Source organism: Polaromonas sp. P3_B1, from assembly GCF_056402935.1.
In genome coordinates, this window is record NZ_JBFUGK010000014.1 from 17638 (window position 1) to 40069 (window position 22432).

Annotated in this window: 21 protein-coding genes; all 21 read right to left on the reverse strand. The window is 62.3% G+C overall.

The features are described 5' to 3' along the window. Position 1: 1 nt before the first annotated feature. A complete protein-coding gene (locus tag AC1DXS_RS10105) occupies positions 2–757 on the reverse strand; it encodes an acylneuraminate cytidylyltransferase family protein (protein ID WP_477737377.1) in 756 nt (251 codons plus the stop codon). Further along, positions 717–1778, reverse strand: coding sequence for a Gfo/Idh/MocA family protein (locus tag AC1DXS_RS10110; RefSeq protein WP_477737378.1), 1062 nt, complete (start codon positions 1776–1778; stop codon positions 717–719). Before AC1DXS_RS10110 ends, AC1DXS_RS10105 begins: the two co-directional genes overlap by 41 nt. Then, positions 1768–2415, reverse strand: a complete 648-nt coding sequence (gene hisH, locus AC1DXS_RS10115; RefSeq protein ID WP_477737379.1) for an imidazole glycerol phosphate synthase subunit HisH — start codon at positions 2413–2415, stop codon at positions 1768–1770. The genes AC1DXS_RS10110 and hisH overlap by 11 nt, the downstream gene beginning before the upstream one ends. Next, positions 2412–3179, reverse strand: a complete 768-nt coding sequence (gene hisF, locus AC1DXS_RS10120) for an imidazole glycerol phosphate synthase subunit HisF (RefSeq protein ID WP_477737380.1) — start codon at positions 3177–3179, stop codon at positions 2412–2414. Before hisF ends, hisH begins: the two co-directional genes overlap by 4 nt. Next, positions 3172–4491, reverse strand: coding sequence for an N-acetyl sugar amidotransferase (locus AC1DXS_RS10125; RefSeq protein WP_477737381.1), 1320 nt, complete (start codon positions 4489–4491; stop codon positions 3172–3174). Before AC1DXS_RS10125 ends, hisF begins: the two co-directional genes overlap by 8 nt. Positions 4492–4574: 83 nt before the next feature. Continuing rightward, a complete protein-coding gene (gene wecB / locus AC1DXS_RS10130) occupies positions 4575–5699 on the reverse strand; it encodes a non-hydrolyzing UDP-N-acetylglucosamine 2-epimerase (protein WP_477737382.1) in 1125 nt (374 codons plus the stop codon). After that, positions 5692–6702, reverse strand: coding sequence for a polysaccharide biosynthesis protein (locus AC1DXS_RS10135; protein WP_477737383.1), 1011 nt, complete (start codon positions 6700–6702; stop codon positions 5692–5694). Before AC1DXS_RS10135 ends, wecB begins: the two co-directional genes overlap by 8 nt. Then, complete coding sequence (locus tag AC1DXS_RS10140; RefSeq protein ID WP_477737384.1) at positions 6695–7567, reverse strand: dTDP-4-dehydrorhamnose reductase family protein; 873 nt, start codon at positions 7565–7567, stop codon at positions 6695–6697. Before AC1DXS_RS10140 ends, AC1DXS_RS10135 begins: the two co-directional genes overlap by 8 nt. A gap of 255 nt (positions 7568–7822) precedes the next feature. Beyond that, the gene (locus AC1DXS_RS10145; RefSeq protein WP_477737385.1) at positions 7823–9043 is read right to left on the reverse strand and encodes a glycosyltransferase family 4 protein; all 1221 of its coding nucleotides are present in this window, start codon (positions 9041–9043) and stop codon (positions 7823–7825) included. Next, entirely contained in the window at positions 9040–10188 is a 1149-nt protein-coding gene (locus AC1DXS_RS10150; protein WP_477737386.1) for a glycosyltransferase, read from the reverse strand. Before AC1DXS_RS10150 ends, AC1DXS_RS10145 begins: the two co-directional genes overlap by 4 nt. After that, complete coding sequence (locus tag AC1DXS_RS10155) at positions 10185–11132, reverse strand: NAD-dependent epimerase/dehydratase family protein (RefSeq protein WP_477737387.1); 948 nt, start codon at positions 11130–11132, stop codon at positions 10185–10187. Before AC1DXS_RS10155 ends, AC1DXS_RS10150 begins: the two co-directional genes overlap by 4 nt. Then, complete coding sequence (locus AC1DXS_RS10160; protein ID WP_477737388.1) at positions 11129–12550, reverse strand: hypothetical protein; 1422 nt, start codon at positions 12548–12550, stop codon at positions 11129–11131. Before AC1DXS_RS10160 ends, AC1DXS_RS10155 begins: the two co-directional genes overlap by 4 nt. After that, positions 12547–13902, reverse strand: a complete 1356-nt coding sequence (locus AC1DXS_RS10165) for a hypothetical protein (RefSeq protein WP_477737389.1) — start codon at positions 13900–13902, stop codon at positions 12547–12549. The genes AC1DXS_RS10160 and AC1DXS_RS10165 overlap by 4 nt, the downstream gene beginning before the upstream one ends. 43 nt (positions 13903–13945) lie before the next feature. Next, positions 13946–14875 carry a glycosyltransferase gene (locus AC1DXS_RS10170; protein WP_477737390.1) on the reverse strand — a complete coding sequence of 310 codons (930 nt, stop codon included), beginning with the start codon at positions 14873–14875 and terminating at the stop codon, positions 13946–13948. Between the two features lie 7 nt (positions 14876–14882). Next, positions 14883–16355, reverse strand: a complete 1473-nt coding sequence (locus tag AC1DXS_RS10175; RefSeq protein WP_477737391.1) for a flippase — start codon at positions 16353–16355, stop codon at positions 14883–14885. 11 nt (positions 16356–16366) lie between these two features. Further along, positions 16367–17104, reverse strand: a complete 738-nt coding sequence (locus tag AC1DXS_RS10180; RefSeq protein ID WP_477737392.1) for an acylneuraminate cytidylyltransferase family protein — start codon at positions 17102–17104, stop codon at positions 16367–16369. 61 nt (positions 17105–17165) lie between these two features. Next, positions 17166–18194, reverse strand: coding sequence for a methyltransferase domain-containing protein (locus tag AC1DXS_RS10185; protein WP_477737393.1), 1029 nt, complete (start codon positions 18192–18194; stop codon positions 17166–17168). A gap of 40 nt (positions 18195–18234) precedes the next feature. Beyond that, positions 18235–19386 carry a UDP-N-acetylglucosamine 2-epimerase gene (gene neuC, locus AC1DXS_RS10190; RefSeq protein ID WP_477737394.1) on the reverse strand — a complete coding sequence of 384 codons (1152 nt, stop codon included), beginning with the start codon at positions 19384–19386 and terminating at the stop codon, positions 18235–18237. 7 nt (positions 19387–19393) lie between these two features. Continuing rightward, the gene (locus tag AC1DXS_RS10195) at positions 19394–20080 is read right to left on the reverse strand and encodes a glycosyltransferase (protein WP_477737395.1); all 687 of its coding nucleotides are present in this window, start codon (positions 20078–20080) and stop codon (positions 19394–19396) included. A gap of 40 nt (positions 20081–20120) precedes the next feature. Then, positions 20121–21131, reverse strand: a complete 1011-nt coding sequence (locus AC1DXS_RS10200) for an N-acetylneuraminate synthase family protein (RefSeq protein WP_477737396.1) — start codon at positions 21129–21131, stop codon at positions 20121–20123. Next, positions 21128–22420 (reverse strand): hypothetical protein, encoded by a 1293-nt coding sequence (locus AC1DXS_RS10205; RefSeq protein WP_477737397.1) that lies wholly within the window; start codon positions 22418–22420, stop codon positions 21128–21130. Before AC1DXS_RS10205 ends, AC1DXS_RS10200 begins: the two co-directional genes overlap by 4 nt. Positions 22421–22432: the final 12 nt, after the last annotated feature.

The window sequence follows — 22432 nt, forward strand, 5'->3', positions numbered from 1 at the left end:
TCTAAACATTTCCGGTTTGCGAACCCCTGATTTTTGCGATGGCCTCCGCCAGCATGAAATCGTAAGGGGTGTCGATATCCAGCGCCCGCTCGGCCGGCACTTTCACTGTTTTGATGCGGCCCTCGAAAATCCCGTTTGCCTGAAGGATAAATGAGGGCCTTGCGGCATAGGCGACGGTGGTGATGTCGTAGACTGCCGGCGCGTCCTGCCGGCGGGTAATGCTGGCCTTGGGAGGGATGACCAGGCCGGCGTAGCCATCGGCATCGAGCGCGACCATATTGAAATACGGGCTGCGGTCGGCGTCCTTGACCGTGATCACGATGTCGGCCGCAGGGTCATCCGTCAACGCCTGAATACATGACTCAACGTCTTGCCGGTTGCGGAATGGCGAAGTGGCCGGCAGGCTGAGGAACAGGTCGAAAGCGCCCCTTTCCTTTTGCACCCATTCGATCGCATGGCGCCAGGCCAGCCATTCAGGGCTTGAATCTGCCGCGAGTTCCGCCGGCCTGATGAACGGCACTTCAGCCCCGTACTCGCGCGCAACGGCGGCAATGGCCGCATCGTCGGTGGAGACGATCACCGTTTCTATGTTTGCACATGAACGCGCGACTGCAATCGAATGGGCAATCAGGGGTTTGCCGTCGAGCATCTTGATGTTCTTGCCGGGAACACCCTTGGAGCCGCCGCGTGCGAAGATGAAGGCTATTGTTCGCAATTCATGTTCCTGTGTATCCATGGACAGGTACAGCCGTGCCATGGTGCATGGAGGCCCTGGCCGCTTCCACAATCGCCAGCACATCATAGCCCTGCACGCCATCGCACAAGACGGGCTCCTGTCGGCGTGAGCAGTTCAGAAAGTGGCGCAGTTCGGCGAGGTACATGCCGTTGCGGTCCGATTGCGCCTGGTTGTCGATGTGTTTCCAGGTGCCTTCGCCGGCGGAAAACAGATCGATTCTGTCCGTGATGCCGTTCCAGACCAGGGTCCCCTGGTCGCCGATGAATTTGCAGCTGCGGGAGGGCGAGCGCTGCAGGAAGTCCAGGTGGATATTGACCAGACGGGCAGGGTCTTCGTATTCCAGGCAAAGCTCGACCATGTCCTCGACGTCGATTTCCAGTTCACTGTAACGGCCGCCGCGGGCGCTGACGCGCGCCGGCATGCCGAACATCCAGTACAGGTAATCGATTTCATGGCTGAGCTCCAGCAGCGCGCCGCCGCCCAGCTCCCGCCGCGCGGAAACATTCTCCTGGTAGCGCGTGCCCGGCCGCCAGTCCGGAAGGTACTGCCCGACCTCCGCGCGCACGCCGCGGACCCGGCCGATAGCCCCGCTATCCAGCAGCCTCTTGCATTCCATCAGTGAAGGCAGGAAGCGCAGGTTGTAGCCGACCATCAGCGGTATGTCCGCCTGGGCGCAGGTGGCCAGCAAGGAGGCCAGGCCGGCGCTTGTGTCCGCCAGGGGTTTTTCAACCAGCAGCGCGGTTCCGGCGGACGCCAGCGCCGTCGCAACGTCGAGATGGGTTGACGCGGGCCCCGCGACGATGGCCGCGGAAGGGGCAAACGCCAGGGCTTGCGACAGGGAAAAAAACTGATGGTCGGCGCCTGCCGGGACCGCGGCGCCGGTGTCCGCGGCGTGCAGCCGCAGCACGCCGATCTGGGCATCGGGGCAAAGCGCCCTCAGGTTGGCCAGGTGTCGCCGGCCTATGCTGCCAAGGCTGACAATCAGGTATTTTTCGGAAGCGCCGGCCGGGGATGAGCGCGCCGCGGGCATATCAGAGGGCAAGAAAGCTGCGCACCATGGCCAATCCGGTCTCGCCGCTCCGTTCGGGATGAAACTGGGTAGCGACGATGTTGTCTCGCTTGACCGCCGCGCAAATACGGTGCCCGCCGTACAGGCAATCGGCAAGCCGGTCGCTGTCGCGCTCGGGGTAAGCCGCAAATGAGTGGACAAAGTACACGGCGGGCCGGGCAGCCTCAAACGGCTCCAGAAACGTGCCCTGCCAGGTCCGGCCGGTTTCGGGATGGACCAGGTGCCCCCAGCCGATATGGGGCACACGCTGCATCACACCGGCGGTGGTGGTCTTGGGCACTTCCTTGACCCTGCCGGGCAATAAGCCCAGCCCCTTGTGCTCGCCGAACTCCTCGCTTACGTCAAACAACATCTGCATGCCGACACAGATCCCGAACAGCGGGCGCGCCGATTCCGCATAGCGTTTGATTTCGTCGGCAAAGCCGCGCCGCGTCAGTTCGTTGATGCTGTCCTCGAAGGCGCCGACTCCCGGCACCACCAGGCGCTCCGCGCTGGCGATTTCACCGGGGTTTTCAGTGATGTGCACGTCGGCGCCGCAGTGCTGGAATGCCCGGGCCACGTTGAGCAAATTGCCCACGCCGTAATCAGCGATGGTGATTTTGACGGTCATGCTTGAACATCCCTTACGTTCAGGCCCGCCTTCAGCGCCGCGGCCCGGATGTCCGGTAGGGTCAGCCGTTTGTAATGCAGCACGTCGGCCATGGCCACCGCATCCGCTCCTCCCGACTTGGCCGCATCGATCAGGTGCTCGACTGTTCCCATCCCGCCGCTGGCAATCACGGGGATGGGGACGGCCTCGCTGATCTGGCGTATCAAGTCGACTTCGAAGCCCTTACGTGTTCCTTCGCGGTCGACGGAGGTCAGGAGAATTTCACCGGCGCCGAGCTCCACGCCCTTGCGCGCCCACTCAATGACGTCAAGGCCCGTCCGTTCACGGCCGTTGTCGGTGTAGGCTTCCCACTTGCCGGGGGCGGTCAGCTTCGCCTCGATCGAAAGCACCATGGCCTGCGAGCCGAAGCGGCGCGAGACCTTGGTGATCAGGCTGGGATCGGCCACGGCGGCGGTATTGATGGCGACCTTGTCGGCGCCCGAACGCAGGATGTGGCGGGCGTCGTCCACGGAGCGGATGCCGCCGCCGACCGTGATCGGAATGTAGACCTGGTCCGCGGCGCGGCGGATGATGTCGCTGAGATTGTTGCGCCCGTACAGGCTGGCCACGATGTCCATGTAGACGAGCTCGTCGGCGCCGGCTTCGTAGTAGCGCAGTGCGAATTCCTGCGGGTCGCCCATCACGCGCAGGCCTTCCAGCCGGATCCCTTTGATCAGGTTGGGGCCCTTGATGTCCAGGCGGGGAATCAGGCGGACATTACCCATGCCACACCGCGTGCCGTAGTTTCCACTGCCCGTCTTCCCATTTCCACAGGTGGGGCGAGCGGAAGGTGTCCGCCAGTTTCATGAAGTACTCCCTGTCCAGCACGGGCTGCTCGAACATCGCGCTGGCCGCTTCCCCAAATTCCTTGGCCGGGATGCTGAGATAGCGGAAGATTTCATCGGCAAATCGTTCCGGGAATTCGTGGTCGAAGCGCTTGACCAGCGCGACCCCTTCTTCTCGGGTGATGTCCCCCGAGCGGATTTCCTGGGCCGCGTCATAGGTGGCGCGGCCCAGCCCGAACTTGACGCCGGTCGTGTAATAGTGGAAATCGTCGATGCGATCGTCGATGCTGTTGTATTTGCTGTAGGTGCCGGGTGTGCGCTCGGGGGAAGCCTCGAAGCCGCCGTGCTCGACCGCATAGTAGTAGCAGCTCTGCGGATGCCATTTGAGGTAGTAGCCGAGGTAGTGCACCTCAACTTTTTGCTCTTCGATCTGGTTCGGGTCGGCCGGCAGGTAAGGCAGCAAGTCCTGGTGCTCCACGCCGAAGTGCTGCTTCAGGTCCGGGACGCTGACGCCGCCGAGGCTCACTTTTGACTGGTCCGCCGCGGTGAAGTAAGACCAGTCGCGCTTGGCTGTTTCGGTGTCGCCGATCGGGTTGCCGTATTCCGCTTCGTTTTCGCCGTAGAACACCAGCGGAATCTTGTGCAGCAATGCCATCTTGGGCGCCAGCGCCTTCTGGCCGAACATAAAGGCCTGGAAGGGATGGAACAGGTTGTCCACCGCCAGGCGCGTCAACAGCCGGTGCACGCGGCCATTGGGCGTCATCAGCAGGTTGTCATGGCCCGCGTGGATCCAGCTTTGAAAGTTTTTCCATCCCCAGTCGGTGTAAACGTGCGGCGCCCAGGTGACGGTCAGCGGGTGCATGCCATATTTGGTGCGCAGAATGTGCGAAGCGTAAAAACTGTCCTTGCCCCCCGAGCCCGGCACGATGCAGTCATAGCTGCCGTCGGTGCTGCGGTGGCGATTGCACAGCTCGATCAGGTTGCGCTCGCGCTCCTCCCAATCAATGGTGGCCTTCTTTTTCTCGGCGAAATTGCATGCGTCGCAAACGCCGTGCTCGTCGAAGTGAATGGTCTTCTTCTTCGAATCCTTGGTGTGGGTGTATTCGACCGCCGAATTGGGGCGCTGGTTGGAGATCACGCATTTCACGCAAAACTCGACATCCTCGGGCAATCCGTATTTCGTCTTGAGGTGACCGCCTTCGCCGGTAAAGTCCGCTTTGACGATATCTTTGGGGTAAGGAATTTTTTCCATGGTTCTCTCAATTTGAATGTCTGAAGTCTTGCTTGCGTTTTTTCTGGCGCGGGCGGGTGGCTGTTCTAAAGGAGGCGCCGTGCTTACCGGGACCACACGGTCCGGTTCACGTAATCGGTATAGCTGAGCACGATCCTGACAACCTGCTTGGACACCGCCCCGCCCTGATAGTCGGGAACCACGGCCATCACGCGGTGTTCGCGGTCGTGCTGGTTCGTCACAACGCGAATCGCATCCAGCACACGGTCCTTCTTCAAGCCGCTCATGATCAGCGTGCCCTCATCCATGCCTTCGGGCCTCTCGTGGGCGTTCCGGATTGTAATTGCCGGCAAATTCAGCAGCGATGCCTCCTCGGTGATCGTTCCGCTGTCTGAGAGGACGCAGAAAGCCGCCATCTGCAGGTGGATGTAATCGAGCAGGCCGAAGGGCTTGGAAAACCTGATCAAGGGATGGTCCAGGGATTTCCCCAGGGCTTCAAGCCGTTTGCGCGTGCGCGGATGGGTTGAAACGACGATCGGGTACTGGTAAGTGTCCGCCAGCGCATGCAGGGTGTCCAGAAAATCGGCGAGGTTTTCCGCCGTGTCGACATTTTCCTCGCGATGCGCACTCACGATGAAAAACTGGTTCTTCGTGAGATTCTCGCGCGCCAGCACGGTAGAAGCCAGAATGCCGGGCATGTAATGCGCCAGCACCTCTTCCATGTGGGAGCCGGTCTTGATGATGGTTTCCGGGCGAATGCCCTCCGCCAGCAGGTACCTGCGGGCGTGCTCGGTCAGCACCAGGTTGATGTCGCTCAGATGGTCGAGCACCTTACGGTTGAGTTCTTCCGGCACCCGCTGGTCGAAGCAGCGGTTGCCCGCCTCCATGTGAAACACGGGAATCTTCCGGCGCTTGGCGGCGATCACGGCGAGGCAGGTGTTGGTGTCGCCATACAAAAGCAGCGCGTCCGGCTTTTCCGTGGCGAAGACCGCATCGGCCTTGGCGATGATTTCGGAGATCATCTGCGCAGGCGTCTCGCCGGCCGCCTCGAGAAAGTAGTCGGGCTTGCGGATGCCCAGGTCGTCGAAAAAGACCTGGTTCAACTCGTAATCGTAGTTTTGCCCGGAATGCACCAGGACATGCGAGACCTGCTTGTCGAGCTCGGCGATGACCCGGCTCATCTTGATCAGTTCGGGCCGGGTGCCGACCAGCGTCATGACTTTAAGCACCAAGCATCTCCTGGATGTAGCTCAGCTTCAGGAGCACCGATTTGATTTGCGGCACATCAAGCCGCTCGGTGTTGTGCGAGGTGTAATCGTCCAGGTCCGAGATGTTTTGCTCTCCCTCGACAAAGTACTTCTTGTAGTTGAGGTCGCGGTTGTCGGCGGGAATGCGGTAATAGCGGCCCATGTCCTGCGCCTTGGCCATTTCCTCCCTTGAAATCAGGGATTCATACAGCTTTTCGCCATGGCGGGTGCCGATGATGTTCACGGGGGCTTGCCGGCCGAAAAGCTCCTGCAGCGCCTGGGCCAGGTCCGCAACGGTGGACGCGGGAGACTTCTGGATGAATATGTCCCCTTGCTGGGCGTGCTCAAACGCGTGCAGGACGAGGTCGACGGAATCCTCGAGCGACATCAGAAAACGGGTCATTTTCGGGTCGGTCAGGGTCAGCGGCTGGCCGGCACGGAGCTGGTTCACGAACAAGGGGATGACCGACCCCCTCGACGCCATCACATTGCCGTAGCGGGTGGCGCAGATGACAGGCCCGGATTCGGGAATCATGCGCGAGCGCGCCACCATGAGTTTTTCCGCCATGGCTTTGGAAATGCCCATCGCGTTGATGGGGTAGACCGCTTTGTCGGTGCTCAGCACCACTACCCGTTTCACACCGGAAGCGATGGCGGCATTCAGGACGTTTTCGGTGCCCAGGACGTTGGTTCGCACGGCCTCCATCGGGTAAAACTCGCACGAAGGAACCTGCTTGAGCGCTGCTGCGTGGAAGACATAGTCAACGCCGACCATCGCTTGCTCAAGGCTTTCGCATGAGCGCACGTCGCCGATGTAGAACTTCACCTTGTCGTTGCCGAGCTCGATCCGCATGTCCTCCTGCTTCTTTTCGTCGCGGCTGAAAACCCGGATTTCCTTGACGTCCGTCGCCAGGAAGCGCTTGAGCACCGTGTTGCCGAAAGACCCGGTTCCACCCGTGATCAAGAGAACTTTGTTGTCAAACATCGCGGGATACCTCGTAGCGGTGCATTGTTTCAACGAGATCTGGCCAGGCCGGTGGGACGTAACCGGTGGCGGCGTTGAAACGCTGCGCATTCAGTGAGCGATCGATCACCAGCTGTGAGTCCGGCGTGATCTCGATTTTTTTGCCGTAAGCATTCGCGACCAGGGTCAGAAGCTCGTACTTGTTGATCGGGGACGATGCCACGTGATAGAGGCCGCGGAGGTCGGCTCTGGGCAAAACGACGTCCCGGATAAGGCGGGCCAGTTCTACGGTGGGCAGACCCGAGAAAATCGCCCTGTTGTAGCCTTTGCACGTGCCTTGCTGCTGTAAAAACCAGCCGACCAGGCCGTTGGCGCCGGCGAGCTCGTGCCCGATGATGGAGGTTCTCAAGGTGATCGCGTGCGGATAGTCCACCTCACCCAGCAGCTTGGAGCGGCCGTACAGGTCCTCCGCGTCGGGTGCATCGCTTTCGAGGTAAGCGCCTTTTTTCCCCGAGAAAACGCAGTCAGTGCTGATGTGCACCAGCCGCGCGCCCGCCAGCTCGCACAGGCGCGCGATGCGGTGCGGCAGGAGTGCATTGACCGGGATGGCGCTGAGCGCATCACCGGCGTGCGAGAGTTGTTTGATGAGGCCGATGCAGTTGATCACCACCTGCGGCCTTACGGTCTGGAACAGCTGGATCAGCGAATCGGGGTTCTCGACATCTCCCCCGACCACCAGGTGCTTGCGCAGTTTGGCCGGAAACAGGGCCTTGCTGGCGTTGGACCGGATGGCGCCGACGGTGTGGTGCGCATCGGATTCCGCGAATACCCGCAAGGCGGCGCTGCCCAGCATCCCGCTTGCGCCAAGAATCAGTACTGTGCTCATCGGGTGATTGGGTTTTCCGGCCTCGAAAATTGAGGAAGGCGGTGAATATGATCTGTCATGTAAGACGGGAGTCCAAATGAGGCGCCACGAGGTTAAAACAGCCTTGAACTGAACGCGTGCTGGATGAGGACCTTCCTCCGGTGCGCTTTCAGCTGAAATTCGAAGATGGATCCCGATGGCTCTGTGGCGGTCCGGACGGTGCGCGGCGGTCAATACGCCGTTGGGCCGTCCTGGATCAGCCGCGTACGCCGGCAGTCATTTCTTTTTTACTTCAGACAGCCACTCGTCCAGTTTGTCAAGAAGCTTTTCACGGTCAAAGTGCTTTTCATAGTACTTCCGACCATTGTCCCCTAATACTTTGCGTCCGAAAGCGTCCATTTTATAGATTTTCAGCACGGCCTCGGCAAGCCCCTGGGCGTCTTCAGCGGGCACGGCCACGCCTGCGCCCGAGATGTTGACGACGCGGGCGCCCTCGCCATCCAGGGCCGCGACGATGGGTTTTGCGCAGGCGAGGTAGGACTGGATCTTGGAGGGGATGGTGAGGGCGAATACCGGGTCCCGGCGCAGGCTGGCAAACATCAGGTCGCCCTGTGCAAACCACTGCGGCATGGCCGCCAGCGGAAACTGCCCGACCAGGTGAATCTGCGCGCCCAGTTGCCGTCGTGCCACCTCCTCTTTGAGCCACGTCCCGAGGCGGCCATCCCCGACAACAATCCAGTGGATGTCGGGGTGGCTGCGGAGGATTTCCGCTGCCGCTAGCATGGTTTCGAGGGATTGCGCTGCCCCGAGATTTCCCGCGAACATGACCCGGAAACCGGCAGGAAGGGGCGGGCCGTTCCATGCCTGGCTGGGGGGCGGAGACTGGTAAATCGCTTCTGCGCTGTTGGGAAAGTACCGGATTTTGTCCGCGTTGACGCCCAGGTCGAGCAGCGGCTGCACAAAGGCTTCGGATTGGACGAGTACTTTCGCGCAGCCCCGGTAAATCCAGCGTACCAGCCCGGCAACTGCGTTCAAAACACGCGGCGATTTGACCGCACCGGTGGCCGAGAGGCTTTCCGGCCACAGATCCTGGACCCAGAACAGGATGGGCGCACCTTTCAAACTGGAAACAACCCGGGCCGGAATGCCGACCGTCACCGGTGAAGGTTCGAAAACCACAATGGCATCGTAGGGCCCTTTGCAGCGCCAGCTGCCCACGATGCTTGCCGCCAGGGCAAATGAAAAGTAGTTCAGGACAAGCCGGATGGCGCGGCCGTTGCCCCTGGGAACGAGTGGCACGCGGATGATTTGCGCGCCGCCGAAGCGGCCTGTGTAAGGCCCCTTGAAGCCAAAACCCGGGAACAGCTTGCCGGAGGGGTAGTTGGGCAGGCCGGTGAGAACGGTTACTTCGTGCGAACGCTCAAGCAATCCCTCAACCAGGTCGTTGATCCGGAAGTTTTCCGGCCAGAAGTACTGGCTGATGACAAGCACCCTCATGTGCGCGCTTTGCCCAGGATCTGCTCATACAGAGCCAGATAGCGTTCCGCCTGCATGTCCCACAGGTATTTTTCGCGCACCAGGGCTTCCAGGCGAGTGGCAGCCGCGTGTCTGGCGCTCTCATCAGCCAGCAAGTCTGCCAGTCCGGCGGCCAGCGCAGGAGCGGAGACCTCCACCATGGTGCCGGCGCCCTGGGCCGCAAACCCTTCCAGGCCGCAGGCATCGGTAAACAAGGTGGGGGTGCCGGATATACCCGCCTCCAGAACGACAATGGACATGGCTTCGCGGCGTGACGGAATGGCCAGCAGCGTTGCGGCCCGCAGCGCCGCCATCTTGTCCGATCCCGCCAGGTAGCCGGGGAAATGAATTCTTTCTTTCAGGCGGGCCTGCCCTGCGCTTTCCATCAGGGAGGCCAGCAAGCCTCCATCCGGGCCTGCAAAAACCAGGTGGAACTCGGGGAAGCGGTCCGCGACCATCGAAAAGGCCTGGAGGAGCAGGTCCGGCCCCTTGATCGCGTTAAGCCGGCCCAGGAAAAGCACATAGGGCGCGGCCCCGATGCGCAGGCGTTCGCGCATGCGGCGTTCGGCATCCGCATCGCGGTTGTACTGCCCGGCATCGATCCCGTTGGGGATGACTGTCACACGCCCGGCCGGCACCCCGTAGGCGGCGAAGTCGGCGCGCTCCTGGTCGGTAATGGCCACACACGCCGCTGCGGACTGTGCCAGCTCGCGTCCGACCCATGCATCGTAGGCGCGCTTGATTTTGAGCGAACGGCCGAAAGTCGTAAGCGCTCCGGCGGGGCAGAAAACAAAAGGCTTGCCTTGCCGGCGGCAGGACTTGTACACCAGTGCGTTGAGCAGCGTCCAATGACCCGAGAGATGGACCACGTCCGCGTCCGCAACCAAAGCGCGGATGAGCCCCGGTGACGCCCACGGCACAAAATACCGCCGGTTCAGGCAAGGCAGCGCCACCACCTTCACGCCTGCCAGTTCATCGCGCCGGGCGGCATTCAGGCCGATGTCGAGCGCCAGCACGCTTGTCTGGGTGCCCGCTTTTTGCAAAAAACGGCTGACCTGGAAAGTCCGCTCAGCGGTTCCTCCTCCTGTTTCCGGGTCAAGGAGGTGATTGACGTTCAGGACCTTCATGGCATGTTGTTGTCATGCAGGGCTTTGTGCGTGGCCGCAAATTGTTGCAGCGCGGCTTTCAGCGTCACGGGCTTGACGAATCCGCTGCGGGACAGTTTGTCGCAGCGGTACTCCGTGCGGGTATTGACGTTCGCGCGCCCCATGATGCGCATCAATGTCTCAAGCAGGAAGCGGGGGAGCGGAAGGCGTGGGATGCGGTAAGGCGGCAGTTTCAGCTCATTCATGAGCACCCGCTCGACATCGCGAAAATTGTTGAAAGGATCGTCGTCGTCGGACACGATGAACATCTCTATGCCATCGGGCCCCGGCCTGGCCCCGATGAACCTGAGCGCTGCGACCACGGTTTCCACGGGAACCAGGTGGGTCTTGCGCCCGCCGAACATGGAAGACCGCAGGTAATTGACGGTTCGGCTTCCCTCGATCAATTCGTCCAGCAACTTGATCAGCGCTTCGCCGCCTTCGCCGAATACCGCGGAGGGGCGGATGATGGTCACCGAAAATCTACCTTGAACCTTGTCGGCAAGCACCTGTTCGACGCGCAGCTTCACCTGGCCGTAGGCATCCAGGGGCGTGCAGCGCGAGCTCTCGGTCAGGATGGTTTCATCCGCCCGGCCGTAAACCGACACCGTGCTGCAATGAATCAGGTGGGCAATTCCGGCGTTGGCGCAGACTTCGACCATCTGGGCAGTTGCTTCCACGGCCGCAGCGCTTGCCCGGGTGTTGGAGAAGGCGAGGTTGACCACGATGCAATCTTTTTCCACCAGCCTTTCCCAGGTCTGGCGATCGCTCGTGTCGCCGACGACCCATTCGATGCCGGGAATCCTGTCTTTGGGGTCCGGCTGCTTTCGGGTCAAGGCCCTGACCCGCACCCCGTCCGAAATCAGGCTGGCGACCAGATGGCGGCCGATAAAACCGTTTGCTCCGGTGACGACAAAAAGAGTCATGCCAGCATCTCCTTGACCTCGTTGGCCAGGCGCGCCGCTGCGCCACCGTCAAGGCGATACAGGTATCGGTGCCTGATCCGCTCTCTTCCTTGCGCGTCGGCGCCCCGATCGGCAAGGTAGCGTGCACAGGCCTCAAGCAGTTCTGGAAGGTCGCGGGCAAACATCATTCCCGATTCGTTGCGCAACTCGCGCAAATGCTCAAGATCATAAGCGCGGGCCGGCCGGTCCCAATAGGGCAGGGCCGGGTCTTCCCAGGCAAGGCCGATGGTCGGCGTGTCCAGCGCCACGGCGTCCAGGTTGATGGACCCCGCGGAGGCGATGACCACGCCCGCATGGCGAACCATGGCGGCCAGGTGGTCGAGCGGCCCCAGGTCGGGAGGGTCTACCACGACTCGCTCCATGGCCAATGCCCATCCCCAGCGTGCGCGCCAGTCGCGGTCCTGGGGATGGCAGCGGCAGACGAGGGTGACGTCCGCGCCGAAGGTATTCGCCTGCACCTGCATCGCCAGCTGCTTGAACACCTCGGGTTCGTGCAGGCCCAAGCGGGGCGCATTGGCCGCAAACAGGATGTAGCGATGCGCAGCAGGGATCCCGGCGCGCTGCAGTACCTCTTCGCGCCGCACCTGCGACTGGTGGAAATAGGCATCCATCTGCAGCCAGCCAATGGGCTTGATTTTTTCGGGAGCTATGTGGTGGTAGCGAATCAATTCATCGCGAACGATGTCGTTCTGGGCCGCGATGCGCTCAATGCCGGGGCACACCGGCCCCTTGGTGGTGGGCTGGTCCCAGCTTCCGTTGATGCCCAGGACCCTCACCTTGAGATGGCGTGCCGCCAACGCATAGGGCGTGACCATATGCGTCTGCACCATGGACAAAATCATGAGGTCCGGGTTGACTTGCGCCATGAGTTTTTCGACCGGACCGAAGCTTTGCCAGCGCCCGTAGTAGCAACGGTAAAGAAACCCATACAGCGCCCGGCTTTTCGGGAAAGGGAAACCAAACAGGCGGGACATGGGCAACCCTTCCCGCAGGTAGATTTTGCGCAGACCGAAGGACTGCCGCAGGCGCGCAGAGAACCCCTCAAAACCGGATAGCGTGTTGATGCGGTATGTGAGGCCCATGTGCAAAAACAGGCCGGCCAGGTAGCGCCCGTAGCGGCCGGCTCTTAACAGCTGCGCCAGGAGCCCGTGTTCTTGCGCAACCCTTGAACGCCGGGGATGAAAGTAGGGATGCCACCTCGCCCCGCTTTTTTCAACCAGCTCGCGATCATCCGGGTTCGGAGAGACCACGGTAATCTCGGTCTCCTCGCCCGACCCCAGAAGGCGAAAAATATCCGTGCGAAGGAAGTTGCGCGCCATCAGCGGCGATGGCAGCACGACCAGCACTTTTTTTCCGGCTCCCGTTCCGGTGTGGCTCATGGCTGCTTGCGGCCAAAAAGCCGCCCGGTCACATGCCATGCCGCAATGACACCCACCGCGACGACGGTGTGGATCAATGAAATAAAAGTGGCAAAAAGGCTGGTGGTGAACAGCGTGAAGCCGAGGTAGCCGTACCAGGCCGACAGCGCCCAGGCGCTCGCGCCTGCACGGAGCCGCAAAAGCACTTCCTGGATCAGGACCATGCACAGGAAGGAAACTCCGCCGAACAGCACGAAGCCCGGCCAGCCGAAATTGACGTACCCCTCGCCCGTGGCGGGCACGGGTGTCGCGCCCGCCACCGCGGACTGCGAGCTCACCTCCAGGCCGCCGAGAAAGAGCTGCATCGCGGTTTCAAGGTTGAAGCGCTCGTGCGGCAGCAAGCCCTTCAGGTTCGGCAGCGTTGTCCCGTGCAGGTAGCCGTGGGCTTCCACAAATCCCACCGTCGCAGCCAGCGCCTGGGAATAGACGCCGGTTATCCGGAAAAGAAACTGGCTGGCTACTTCGCGCAGGCTGTCGCTCGCGGTATTGAAGTAGATGAAGTAGGTCGCCGCCGTCGGCACGAAGGCCAGGGCGATGGCGGCAAGGGTTTTGCCGTTCAACGCGGAGCCCAGGGCTCGCCCATGCAGGCCCAGGTGGATGCCGTACGCGATAAACAGCACTGCCGACATGTTCAGGATGGCCGCTTTTTCGGCCAGCAGCAAAGGAGGAACGAGACAAGCGGCGATCCACAGGAAGTCATGAAACCTGATGCGGCCCCGCGCGGAGGCGATGCCGATCGACAAAGCGCCCACAAGCGCGGGGAACACCAGGAATCCCAGGCGGAAGAACGGGTACTCCTTCAGCCCATAGGTCAAGGCCCGGAACTCGAGGATGTTGATCCGGTTGATCTTGCCGGCAAGTAGGTCAAACAGCAGGAACCGGCCGACCTTGAGGTAATACAGGAACAGCACGGTCACCATCGCCAGCGCGAGCACTCTTCGCAGCACAACGTCGGCCGGTACGGCCGTCGGCGGCGTCATCGCAGCGTTCCTCTTGAGGTAAACGTAGGGACCGGCTATCGCATAGAACAGCAATGCCTGCGTCAGCAGCATGATCACGAACTGGCCGCTTCCCAGCGTGCCGGCGGGGACGGACGTCCACACGCCTTCGCTTGTCATGCGGGGCAGGTAGTGCGTCTGCGTCATGACCTGCCAGCTTCCCGCCGCGGTAAAAAGAAACATTCCCAGGAAGGTGAATGTCACGACGGGCATCGCCGCGAGCTTGGGAACACGCATGGCGGCAACCAGCCCCGGCAGATAAACCGCGAGGATCAGAAGAAAGAGCAGGCCGGGGTAACTCTCGGTGATCTTCATCGTGGTGTGTTACCTGGGAAACCGGAGCGGGGATACCGGCGCGTCATGCAGTCCACCTCGCCCAGGTGGACCGGACCCGGTGGAAGAAACGGCCTGTCAAGGCGCTGAGCAGCAAATGCGCCGCCCGCAGGGAAAGCAGCGTTGACGTGCTTGCGCGCATGGCGGAACCTATCCTCTGCAAGGCCATGAAGGGGCGGCCGGCGCGCAAGTGCAACTGCGCGCTGGCGATGTATCCTGTGGCGACCAGCCGGTCACTTGCCGCGACTATCCAGTCCGGCAAACCCGGGGTGGCAACGAAGCGGCGAGTCATCAAAACCGGTTCATCCGCCCTGGTAATGTTGGTGGACTGGTAGGTTGCAGAGCCTTCATGGACACGGAATCCCGCCAGCACCTTGGGGATTCGCAGGAAATTTCCCACCAGCGAAAGCCTCAACCAGAAATCGAGGTCCGGGTTTTGGCGCAGCTCCGGATTCCAGGGCCCGGCCCGCAGGAAAGCTGCACGCCGGAAGAATGCCCCGGGCCCCGGCTGGCAGACCAGGTCAAGCACCAGGTCCCTCGCGTCAAAGTCGCGCGTGGCGACTGTCCTGACGGAGCGTGAATGTTCGTCGATCAGATCGAAATCGCTATAGGTGGCGACGATCTCCGGCCTGCAAGCCAACACCGCCATTGCTTCAGACACTGCCTGCGGCCGCAGGACATCGTCGGCGCTCAGGTAGGCCAGGATCTCCCCTCTGGCCATACCCCAGCCCTTGTTGAGGGTTGCCGACTGTCCCATGTTGGCCTGGCTTTCCCAGCGGAAGCGCTCCCCGTAAGCGCGAAGCATGCCCGGCGTCGCGTCGGTCGAGCCGTCGTCCAGCACGATCAATTCCACTTGAGGATAGTCCTGCGCAAGAATGCTTTCTATGCATTCCTTCAAATAGCCTGCGTGGTTGTAGGCAGGCACAACGATGGAAACAAGGGGCGTGCTGTTCATGGCGAAATTACTTTGCGGCCGTCCGCCGCGGGATACGCGCAAGAAGCTTGCCGCGCTCCTGCGCCGTCAGCAGGTGGCGCCACTGCCAAACCATCAGGCCGGCGATGAGGACCAGGGCGAGAAGGCACTTGACGGAAAGTGGCGTTGCGTAGGCGGTCAAAGCGCTTGCAATTATCGTTGCAGAAAGCAGGGACAAGCGGACCGGGGAGATGCCCGGCCAGCGCCCCGGCTGGGCCTCGGCCCGATGGAGGGCGAAGCTCAGGGCTGCCCATTCGATCGCGGCCCTGACCGCCCAGGCTGCGGCGGCGCCCGCCGTGCCGTAGCGCAGGATCAGGCCCCAGGCCAGCACGGCATAAAGGGGCAGCTCCAGCAGTTGCACGCCGCCGACGATGCGGGCGCGGCCCGAGGCCTGCAATGCCGTCAACGGCACCTGCGCGAGTATGTTGATCCAGACGCCTACGGCAAGCCACTGCATCACCGGGGCTCCGTGCAAGGCGATGTGGGGGCCGACCCACAGGCGAAGCAGGTCTTCGGCGAACACGACCACCACCAGCGCCGCCGGCGTTGCCGTGACCAGCAGCCAGCGCAGCGACTGGTCGCAAAGCCTGTGCAGGTCATGGCCCCTGCTGGCGCTCATCAAAGGGTAAGCCGCTCCCAGCAGGCTTGCCGAAAGCACCCACATTTTTGTGACCACTTCGTAGGGCACCACATAGTAGGTGACCGCTTCCAGGGATACCAGCCGGGCGATCAGGCCGCGATCCAGCATCATGATGGCCGGAACGGCGATGCTGGTGACGGTGAGCCAGCCTCCGTCCTTCAGCAAGGCCGTGATCGTGTCCCTGTGCGGCGCGTGATGGCCCGGTTGCAACCGGACGGCTCGGCGGCAAAGCTCGCCGTAAGCCAGCGTTGCCAGCCAGCGCGACAAAGCGATCACCGCGATGACGGCGTCGATGCGGTGCGTGAATTGCAAGGCCAGCAAGGGCGCCAAATAATTCAGCACGCTGATCGGCAGCTTCACCGCATTGACCAGGTCGAATCGTTGCTCCGCCTCCAGCGGGCCGCGCAGGGCTGACGCCAGCACCAGCGCCGGCACGGAGAACGCCAGCCAGTAAAACGCCGCGTAGGCCTCGTCGCGCAGCGCCGGCGGGATGGCAAATGCGGTGTCGACAAACCAGTGCACCGCGACGGTGAAAAGCAGGCCTGCCAGCGCTGCCAGCGCGGCATGCACGTAAAAAGAATTCCAGAAGACGCTGGCATGTTCACCCCCGGCCGCGGCCTGGCGCAGGGCCGCCATGCTGCGCGTCGTGGCCCGGCCAACCCCGAAATCGAACAGGGCGAAATAGCCGGTGACCATCCAGCCGAGCGCGAGGATGCCGAACCGCGCATCGCCCAGCTGGCTGATCAGCAAGGGCATGGCCACAACCGCCGCCAGGATGGGCGCACCCAGCCCCGCCAGGTTCCAGGCGGTATTGGTCAGCATGCGGGAACTGCTCACAGGGCGGGGCCGGATGAGTGTTGCAGCAGCGGAAGCAGGTGCCTTGCCATCTCCAGGTCGATGGGGTCGTCGATGTCCAGCGATGACAGGCGGTCCATCTCAAAGCCCAGCACGCGCTCCCCGTACAGCCGGCCGCGCACTTGTGCATCGCCGGCGGAAACAATCAGGATCGCCGGGCCGTTTCGGGCGAACAGTTTTTCCTTTTCCTGGCGCCGCAATTTTTGCCCGGCCGGGGATTGCAGCAACAGCGGCGCCGAAGACGCCAGGGGATGCATGAGGGAAGACGGGACCATGTTGTGCGGCACGGCCGTCACGCTCACCAGGGTGTCCGGCCTTTCCCGGGCGAACAGGGCAATCGCCTCCGTGAGCTGGGCAGCGCTGCGAAATGGCGAGGTGGGTTGCAGATAAGCCACCGCATCGTAAGGCGCACCGTCACGCGCCTTGAGTTCCTTGAGCGCGTGGGCAATCACGTCGAGCGCCGGCGCGCTGTCGCCCGAAAATTCAGCCGGCCGCAGGAAGGGAACCTCGGCGCCATGCGCCGCCGCCGCCGCCGCGATCCGTTCGTCGTCGGTCGACACCACGATTCGATCAAGCCCCAACGCGGCTTTCGCCGCGGCGATGGTCCAGGCGATCAACGGCCGCCCGCCGAGGTCGGCGAGGTTCTTATAGGGAATGCCTTTTGATCCGCCCCGGGCCGGGATCACAGCGGCGATGCGCAATGGGCTCATGGACATGGGGGAAACGAATGGGTCGTCCTTGTCTGCTCGGATGGCGTGCACCGGCCGGTGCCGGGTATCACCGGATTTTGGCCCGGTAGCGTATTTTCCGGCGGACCGTGATGACGTGGATCGCCTTGCGGAAAAACCAGTCCAGGCCCAGCCATGCGCGGATCAGCAGGTTGTTGTCGAAGTGAAACCCGTCGACCGACCGGCCATGCCAAACGCCGGCGCTCACGGATACCGGGCGCAGCTTTTCTCCATTCAGCCAGGACAAGGCGCGAGGCGCGCTGCCACTGGGGGCCTTTCGGCAAATGAGATTCATGGAATAGCCGAACAGCGTGCCGCGCGGGGTGTCGAGCGACGCGACTTCCTGGTAGCCGTATTGCTGCAGCGTCGCGTGCAGCGCCGCCGGGTTCAGGCGCAAAGACAAGCGCTCGAAGACGGACTGGTCTTTCGGCGAGTACAGGTATTTCCCGGCCACCGAGCTGGACGCATCCATGGAAAACTTCACCTGCAGTTCTCCGAGCGGCGAGCGCGTCACCAGGTTGAAAAAATCTCCCTTGAATTGCGTGTTCAGCAAAACAATCAGTGGCTTGGCGGGATCGGCCAGTTCTTCGAACATGTCGAACACCAGCAGCGGGTCTTTCAGGTGGTACAGCAGGCCGTGGCAAAGAATGATGTCGAATTTCCCCAGCGACCTGATTCCTTCGATGTCGGTGGCGGCGCAGTGCACGAGCTTGTAGTTGCTAAAGCCATGGTATTGGCCCAGCAGGAATTCGGCCCGGCGCAAATGCTCGTCGCTGATGTCGATGCCCACGACTTCCTTGAAGCCCATTTTGGCAATCAGCGCCGTATAGTGGCCTTCCAGGCAGCCCATGTCGAGCACCCGCAATTCACTCGCGCTACGGCCGTCCAGCACCGATTCAAACATCGCCGCCAACTCGGCGCGCGAATCGAAATTTCGCTCGATGGCCGCGATGCTTGCATCCCCTTCGATGGGTGCGCTGCGGCCGTTGCTGTGGCCATAGCGCCACGGCTTCAGGCGCTCTACGCCTTCGGCGATCGAAGACTCGTCGGCGACAGCGCCTCGCTCAAGCATTTGCATAACCGGCTCCCCCTGCTTTTTCGTACGGCTAGGTACGTGTTTAGTACGTGATGACTTTGTTGATGTTGAACGTCGCGGTCGCCAGGATCTCGGCGATACGCGGCCCGGCATGGCCGTCGCCGTAGATGGGATTCGAGGGCAGGCGCCCCGTCTTCAGGCGGTCACGGATGGCCGCCAGGATTTCGGCCTGGGTGTAGCCGGCGTCGATCACGTTCTGCCCGCGCTCCCGCGCCGTCTGGCGTGAGCCGATGTTGACGGCGGGCGTTCCGATAAAGGCGCCCTCGCGAATGGCGCTTGAGGAGTTTCCGATCAGGCAGCGCGTGCGGGCCATGAGCGGCATGTAGATTTCCGGCGGGAGGTTTTTCACGTACCTGAAAGGCGCGTCCGGGTGCTGCTCGCGGAACTTGCGAATGCCGCGCGCGACATCTTCGGAGCCGGCGTCGGCGTTGGGCCACAGCACCAGGGTCTGCATGCCCAGCTCAAGGCAGGCGCCCAGTGTCGCCGCGACCTGCCGCTCGCCGCTGCCGTATTCGCCCGTGACCGGGTGCTGCGACACCAGCAGGAAATCGCCTTTGACGTCAAAGCTGCTGCCGACGCCTTCGCTCAGCAGCTGGTTGCTGACTTCGGTTTCGTCCCGCAGAAAACCCGCCACCAGGTCCATGCGCGGGCAGCCCACGTTGTGCACGGTATCGGGTTGCTCGCCCAGCTTGATGATGCGGTTGCGGGCGTCTTCCGAGGCGGGAAAGTGGATGGTCGCGAATTTGGTGATCGCGTGGCGGATGTTTTCGTCGATGTTGCCCGACACTTCGCCGCCCATGGTGTGTGCGAGCGGGATATTCATGTAGGCAGCGGCCAGCGTGGTCGCCATGGTTTCAAAACGGTCGCCGACGGTCAGCACCACGTCCGGCTGCAGCCGCTCGAAGATGGTCGGCAACTCGATCAGGCCCAGCCCGGTGGACTTGGCCATGGTGGCCGGCGTCTCGCCCTCCACCAGCATGAACAGGCGGGCGTCAATGTTGAAGCCGTCCTTCTCCATGATGTCGACGACCGCGCCGTAACGGTCCAGGAGCGCGGAGGCCCCGGCAACAACCTGAAGCTCCAGCGCGGGATGCGCGGCGACGGCGCGCATGACGGCCTTGATGCTGCTGTAGTTGGCCCGCGAGCCGACAACGACACAAATTTTTCTTTTCATGATTGAGTTACGGTTGTGGAACAACGCGTTGAAGTGAATAGTCCATCAGCATTCTCTCCCTGTGCCATTCGTCCGCCATGGGCGTCGTGGCGAATTCGTGAAAGCAGGGGGTGCCCAGGGTGAAATGAAGAAGCTTGGCGTCGGGGTTGGCGCCGAATTCGTCGGGGAGCCAGTTCCAGACCTTGGGGAGCTCGCCGATCAGCTCGTCGTCCAGCCAGGTGAAGCGGTGCAATTGGGCGCCTGTGGCGCCTTGAACGAATTCCGGCGTGAGGGCGCGGTTGGCCGGGTGTTCGCAGTTCCACAGCACCACGCTCGACCAGTTCTTGCGCGGGTAGTTTTCGTTTTTCGACCCCAGGTATTTCTCGGTCATGCGCGTCTTGTAGTCGTGCTTGACCACCATCACGGCCTTGGCCGGGTCGCGAAGCTCCCACAAGCGGGTGATGTCGTCGCGCAGCAGCATGTCGCCGTCCATGAAGATGGCCCAGCCGCGGTGCTCCATCAGGTGCGGGACCAGGAAGCGGCTGTAGATGAAGTGGTTGCTGCCGTCGGTGTGCTTCTCGACATAAAAACCGAGGTTGCGCAGGGCCAGCGGGTTCAAGGACACGGGCTGTGAAACCTGGCGCACGATGCTGTTGCTGCACACGTGGTACGCAACCGCCTCCCGGGGGTCGTAGCCAATAAAAATCGGGATCATTCGGTATTCCTCGTTATGTAGGGGATGCTGCGCCGGGCACTCAGGCCTGGCGAGCCACCAGGTCGGCTTCGCGGATCAGGGTGTCGCTCTTGATGTCCACTTTGGCGACGCTGCCGACCACCTCGTTCAGGCGGGCGGCCGGGATACCGGAGCCGGGCTTTTTGATGCCCAGCATCTCAAGCGTGATCACGCTTCCGGCTGCGATGTCACGGGTCGACACCACGCTCTTCTCGAAAATCTCTTTCATTTCGCGGAAAGCGCTCAAGTCGTTTTTGTCGACCGGGTTCTCCAGCATGGCCGTGATTTCGCGGATTCCCTTCACCAGCGAGAGGAACTGCGCGGGTTCCGCCGAGTGCTTGGCGTCCGAGCCGTACATGGCGCGGCTGAAGGTGAGGTGCTTCTCCACCACCGTAGCGCCCAGGGCCACAGCGGCCAGGCAGGCGTTGTTTTCCATGGAGTGGTCGGAATATCCGACCGGCACGTCCCAGCGCGCCTTCATCTCGCCCAGCACATTGAGGCCGACATTCTCCGGCGGGCAGGGATAGGAAGAGGTGCACTGCATGACCCACAGCTTGTTGTGGTGGCGGCGAATCGTTGCCACGGCGGCATCCAGTTCAGCCCAGGAGCTCATGCCTGAAGACAGGAAAACCGGTTTTCCGGTTTTGGCGATGACGTCCAGCATGGGCAGGTTCGAGACTTCGCCGGACGGTATTTTGTAGCGGCTGATGCCGATGTCTTCCAGCATCTCGACGGCTTCCGCCGAAAACGGGGAGGACATGAATTCGATGCCGCCTGCCGTGGCGTGCTGGGCAAGCTTTTTCCACTGCTCCAGGCTGAAGCCCGTGCGCGCAAAGTATTCAAAGCGGGGCTCTCCCTTGAAATAGGAAGGCATGGGCGCATCGCGAAGCGTTTCGGCCGCGGGCAGGTGGGTCTGGAACTTGACTGCATCGGCGCCGCAGCTGACAGCCACATCGATCAGGCGCTGTGCATTGCCGAAACTTCCGTCGTGGACAGAGCCAACCTCGGCGATTACATATACCTTTTTGCTCATGGCTGCCTTTTTGTCAGATTCGAAAGTAATGAAAAAACCCGCTGTCCGGCCTGTCCGTCGATTTTTCCGTACGCCACGGACTCCTGCCGCAACTGGGCGCCCAAAGCCGAACGCTCTTGCGCTGAATGAACAAGTTTGGCCAGCATAGGCGGCAAATCCGAGGGGCCATGCGACAGGCGCAACGAGGGCAGTGCGGAAAAAAGCGCGTAATTCTGGCCGGCCCAGTCAAGATTAATGGATGCAATTCCCAGCATCGCCGACCAGCGCAGCGTCGAGGACCAGGAGGCCACAAAAATATCCGCTTCCGGCAATATTGTAGACAAGGAGGCCTCGGCCACTCGCAGGCCGTGGCGGGACGCCAGGGGTTCATAGACTTCCCGGGACGCCTTGGGATGAAGCGACAGTGAAACTTCGCACTGGGTGGCTTGCAGTATGTCAAACAGGGACTCGATTCTGGCCATGTGTTCCGGCCAGGGCAGTTGCAGGTGCTCCCCCCATTGCGGCAGGGCACAGACCAGCTTCAGCTTCTGCCCGCCGGCGGCATCGGCCGGCGCGCTGCGCGCCTGGAGGCGACGGGCGGCCATGCCGTCCCATGAGGGCTGGCCCGTGACATGAAACCGGGGTGCGTCATCGCACAGCGACAGGGCTTCCTGCCGGTCTGCCTCGCCCTGGACGGCGACTGCGGCCACCTTGCCGCCCCCCACCACCCAGGGTTGCGTGTCGGCCATACCTGCGATCGCCAGGGCGGTGCTGTCCCACAGCGAGTAAAAAAGCTGCCCGCCCCAAGCGGTTCGCAGTTCGTGCCGGGGATAAAAATGCGCGAAGCAGCGCCGCGCCCAGGCCAGCACCCCGAGCTCCAGGGCGTAGGCGGTTTTCCCCCGCCGGGTCCAGGCATCGCTTTCGGCGGAAGAAGAGGCATACCTGACCAGCAGCGCCGGAATGCCGCGGCGGGCCGCGATGTCAAGCCACACCATCTCGGGGTGGAGCACCCTGTCCTCGAAAACCACCAGAACGTCGGGGCGCAGCGCCTCCAGTTGCCGGGCAACCTCACGGCGGCACCGGGAAATCTCCAGGAGTGTGAAGATGCTGCGCAAAAGGCCTATGCGCAGCAGCGGATTTTTTCGTTGGCGCCGCCGGTGTGAGCGATCCGGCTGCACGGTACGCAATGCGTCGGGGTCGCCCTCGGCGGCCGGGGTCAGGGCCGCGAGTTCCCCACCCAGGATCAGCGTCGGTTCAGGCCATGCGTTGCGGACGGCCGCAGCCATGACGGCGCGGGCATCTTCGAGCATGGCCTGGCGGGA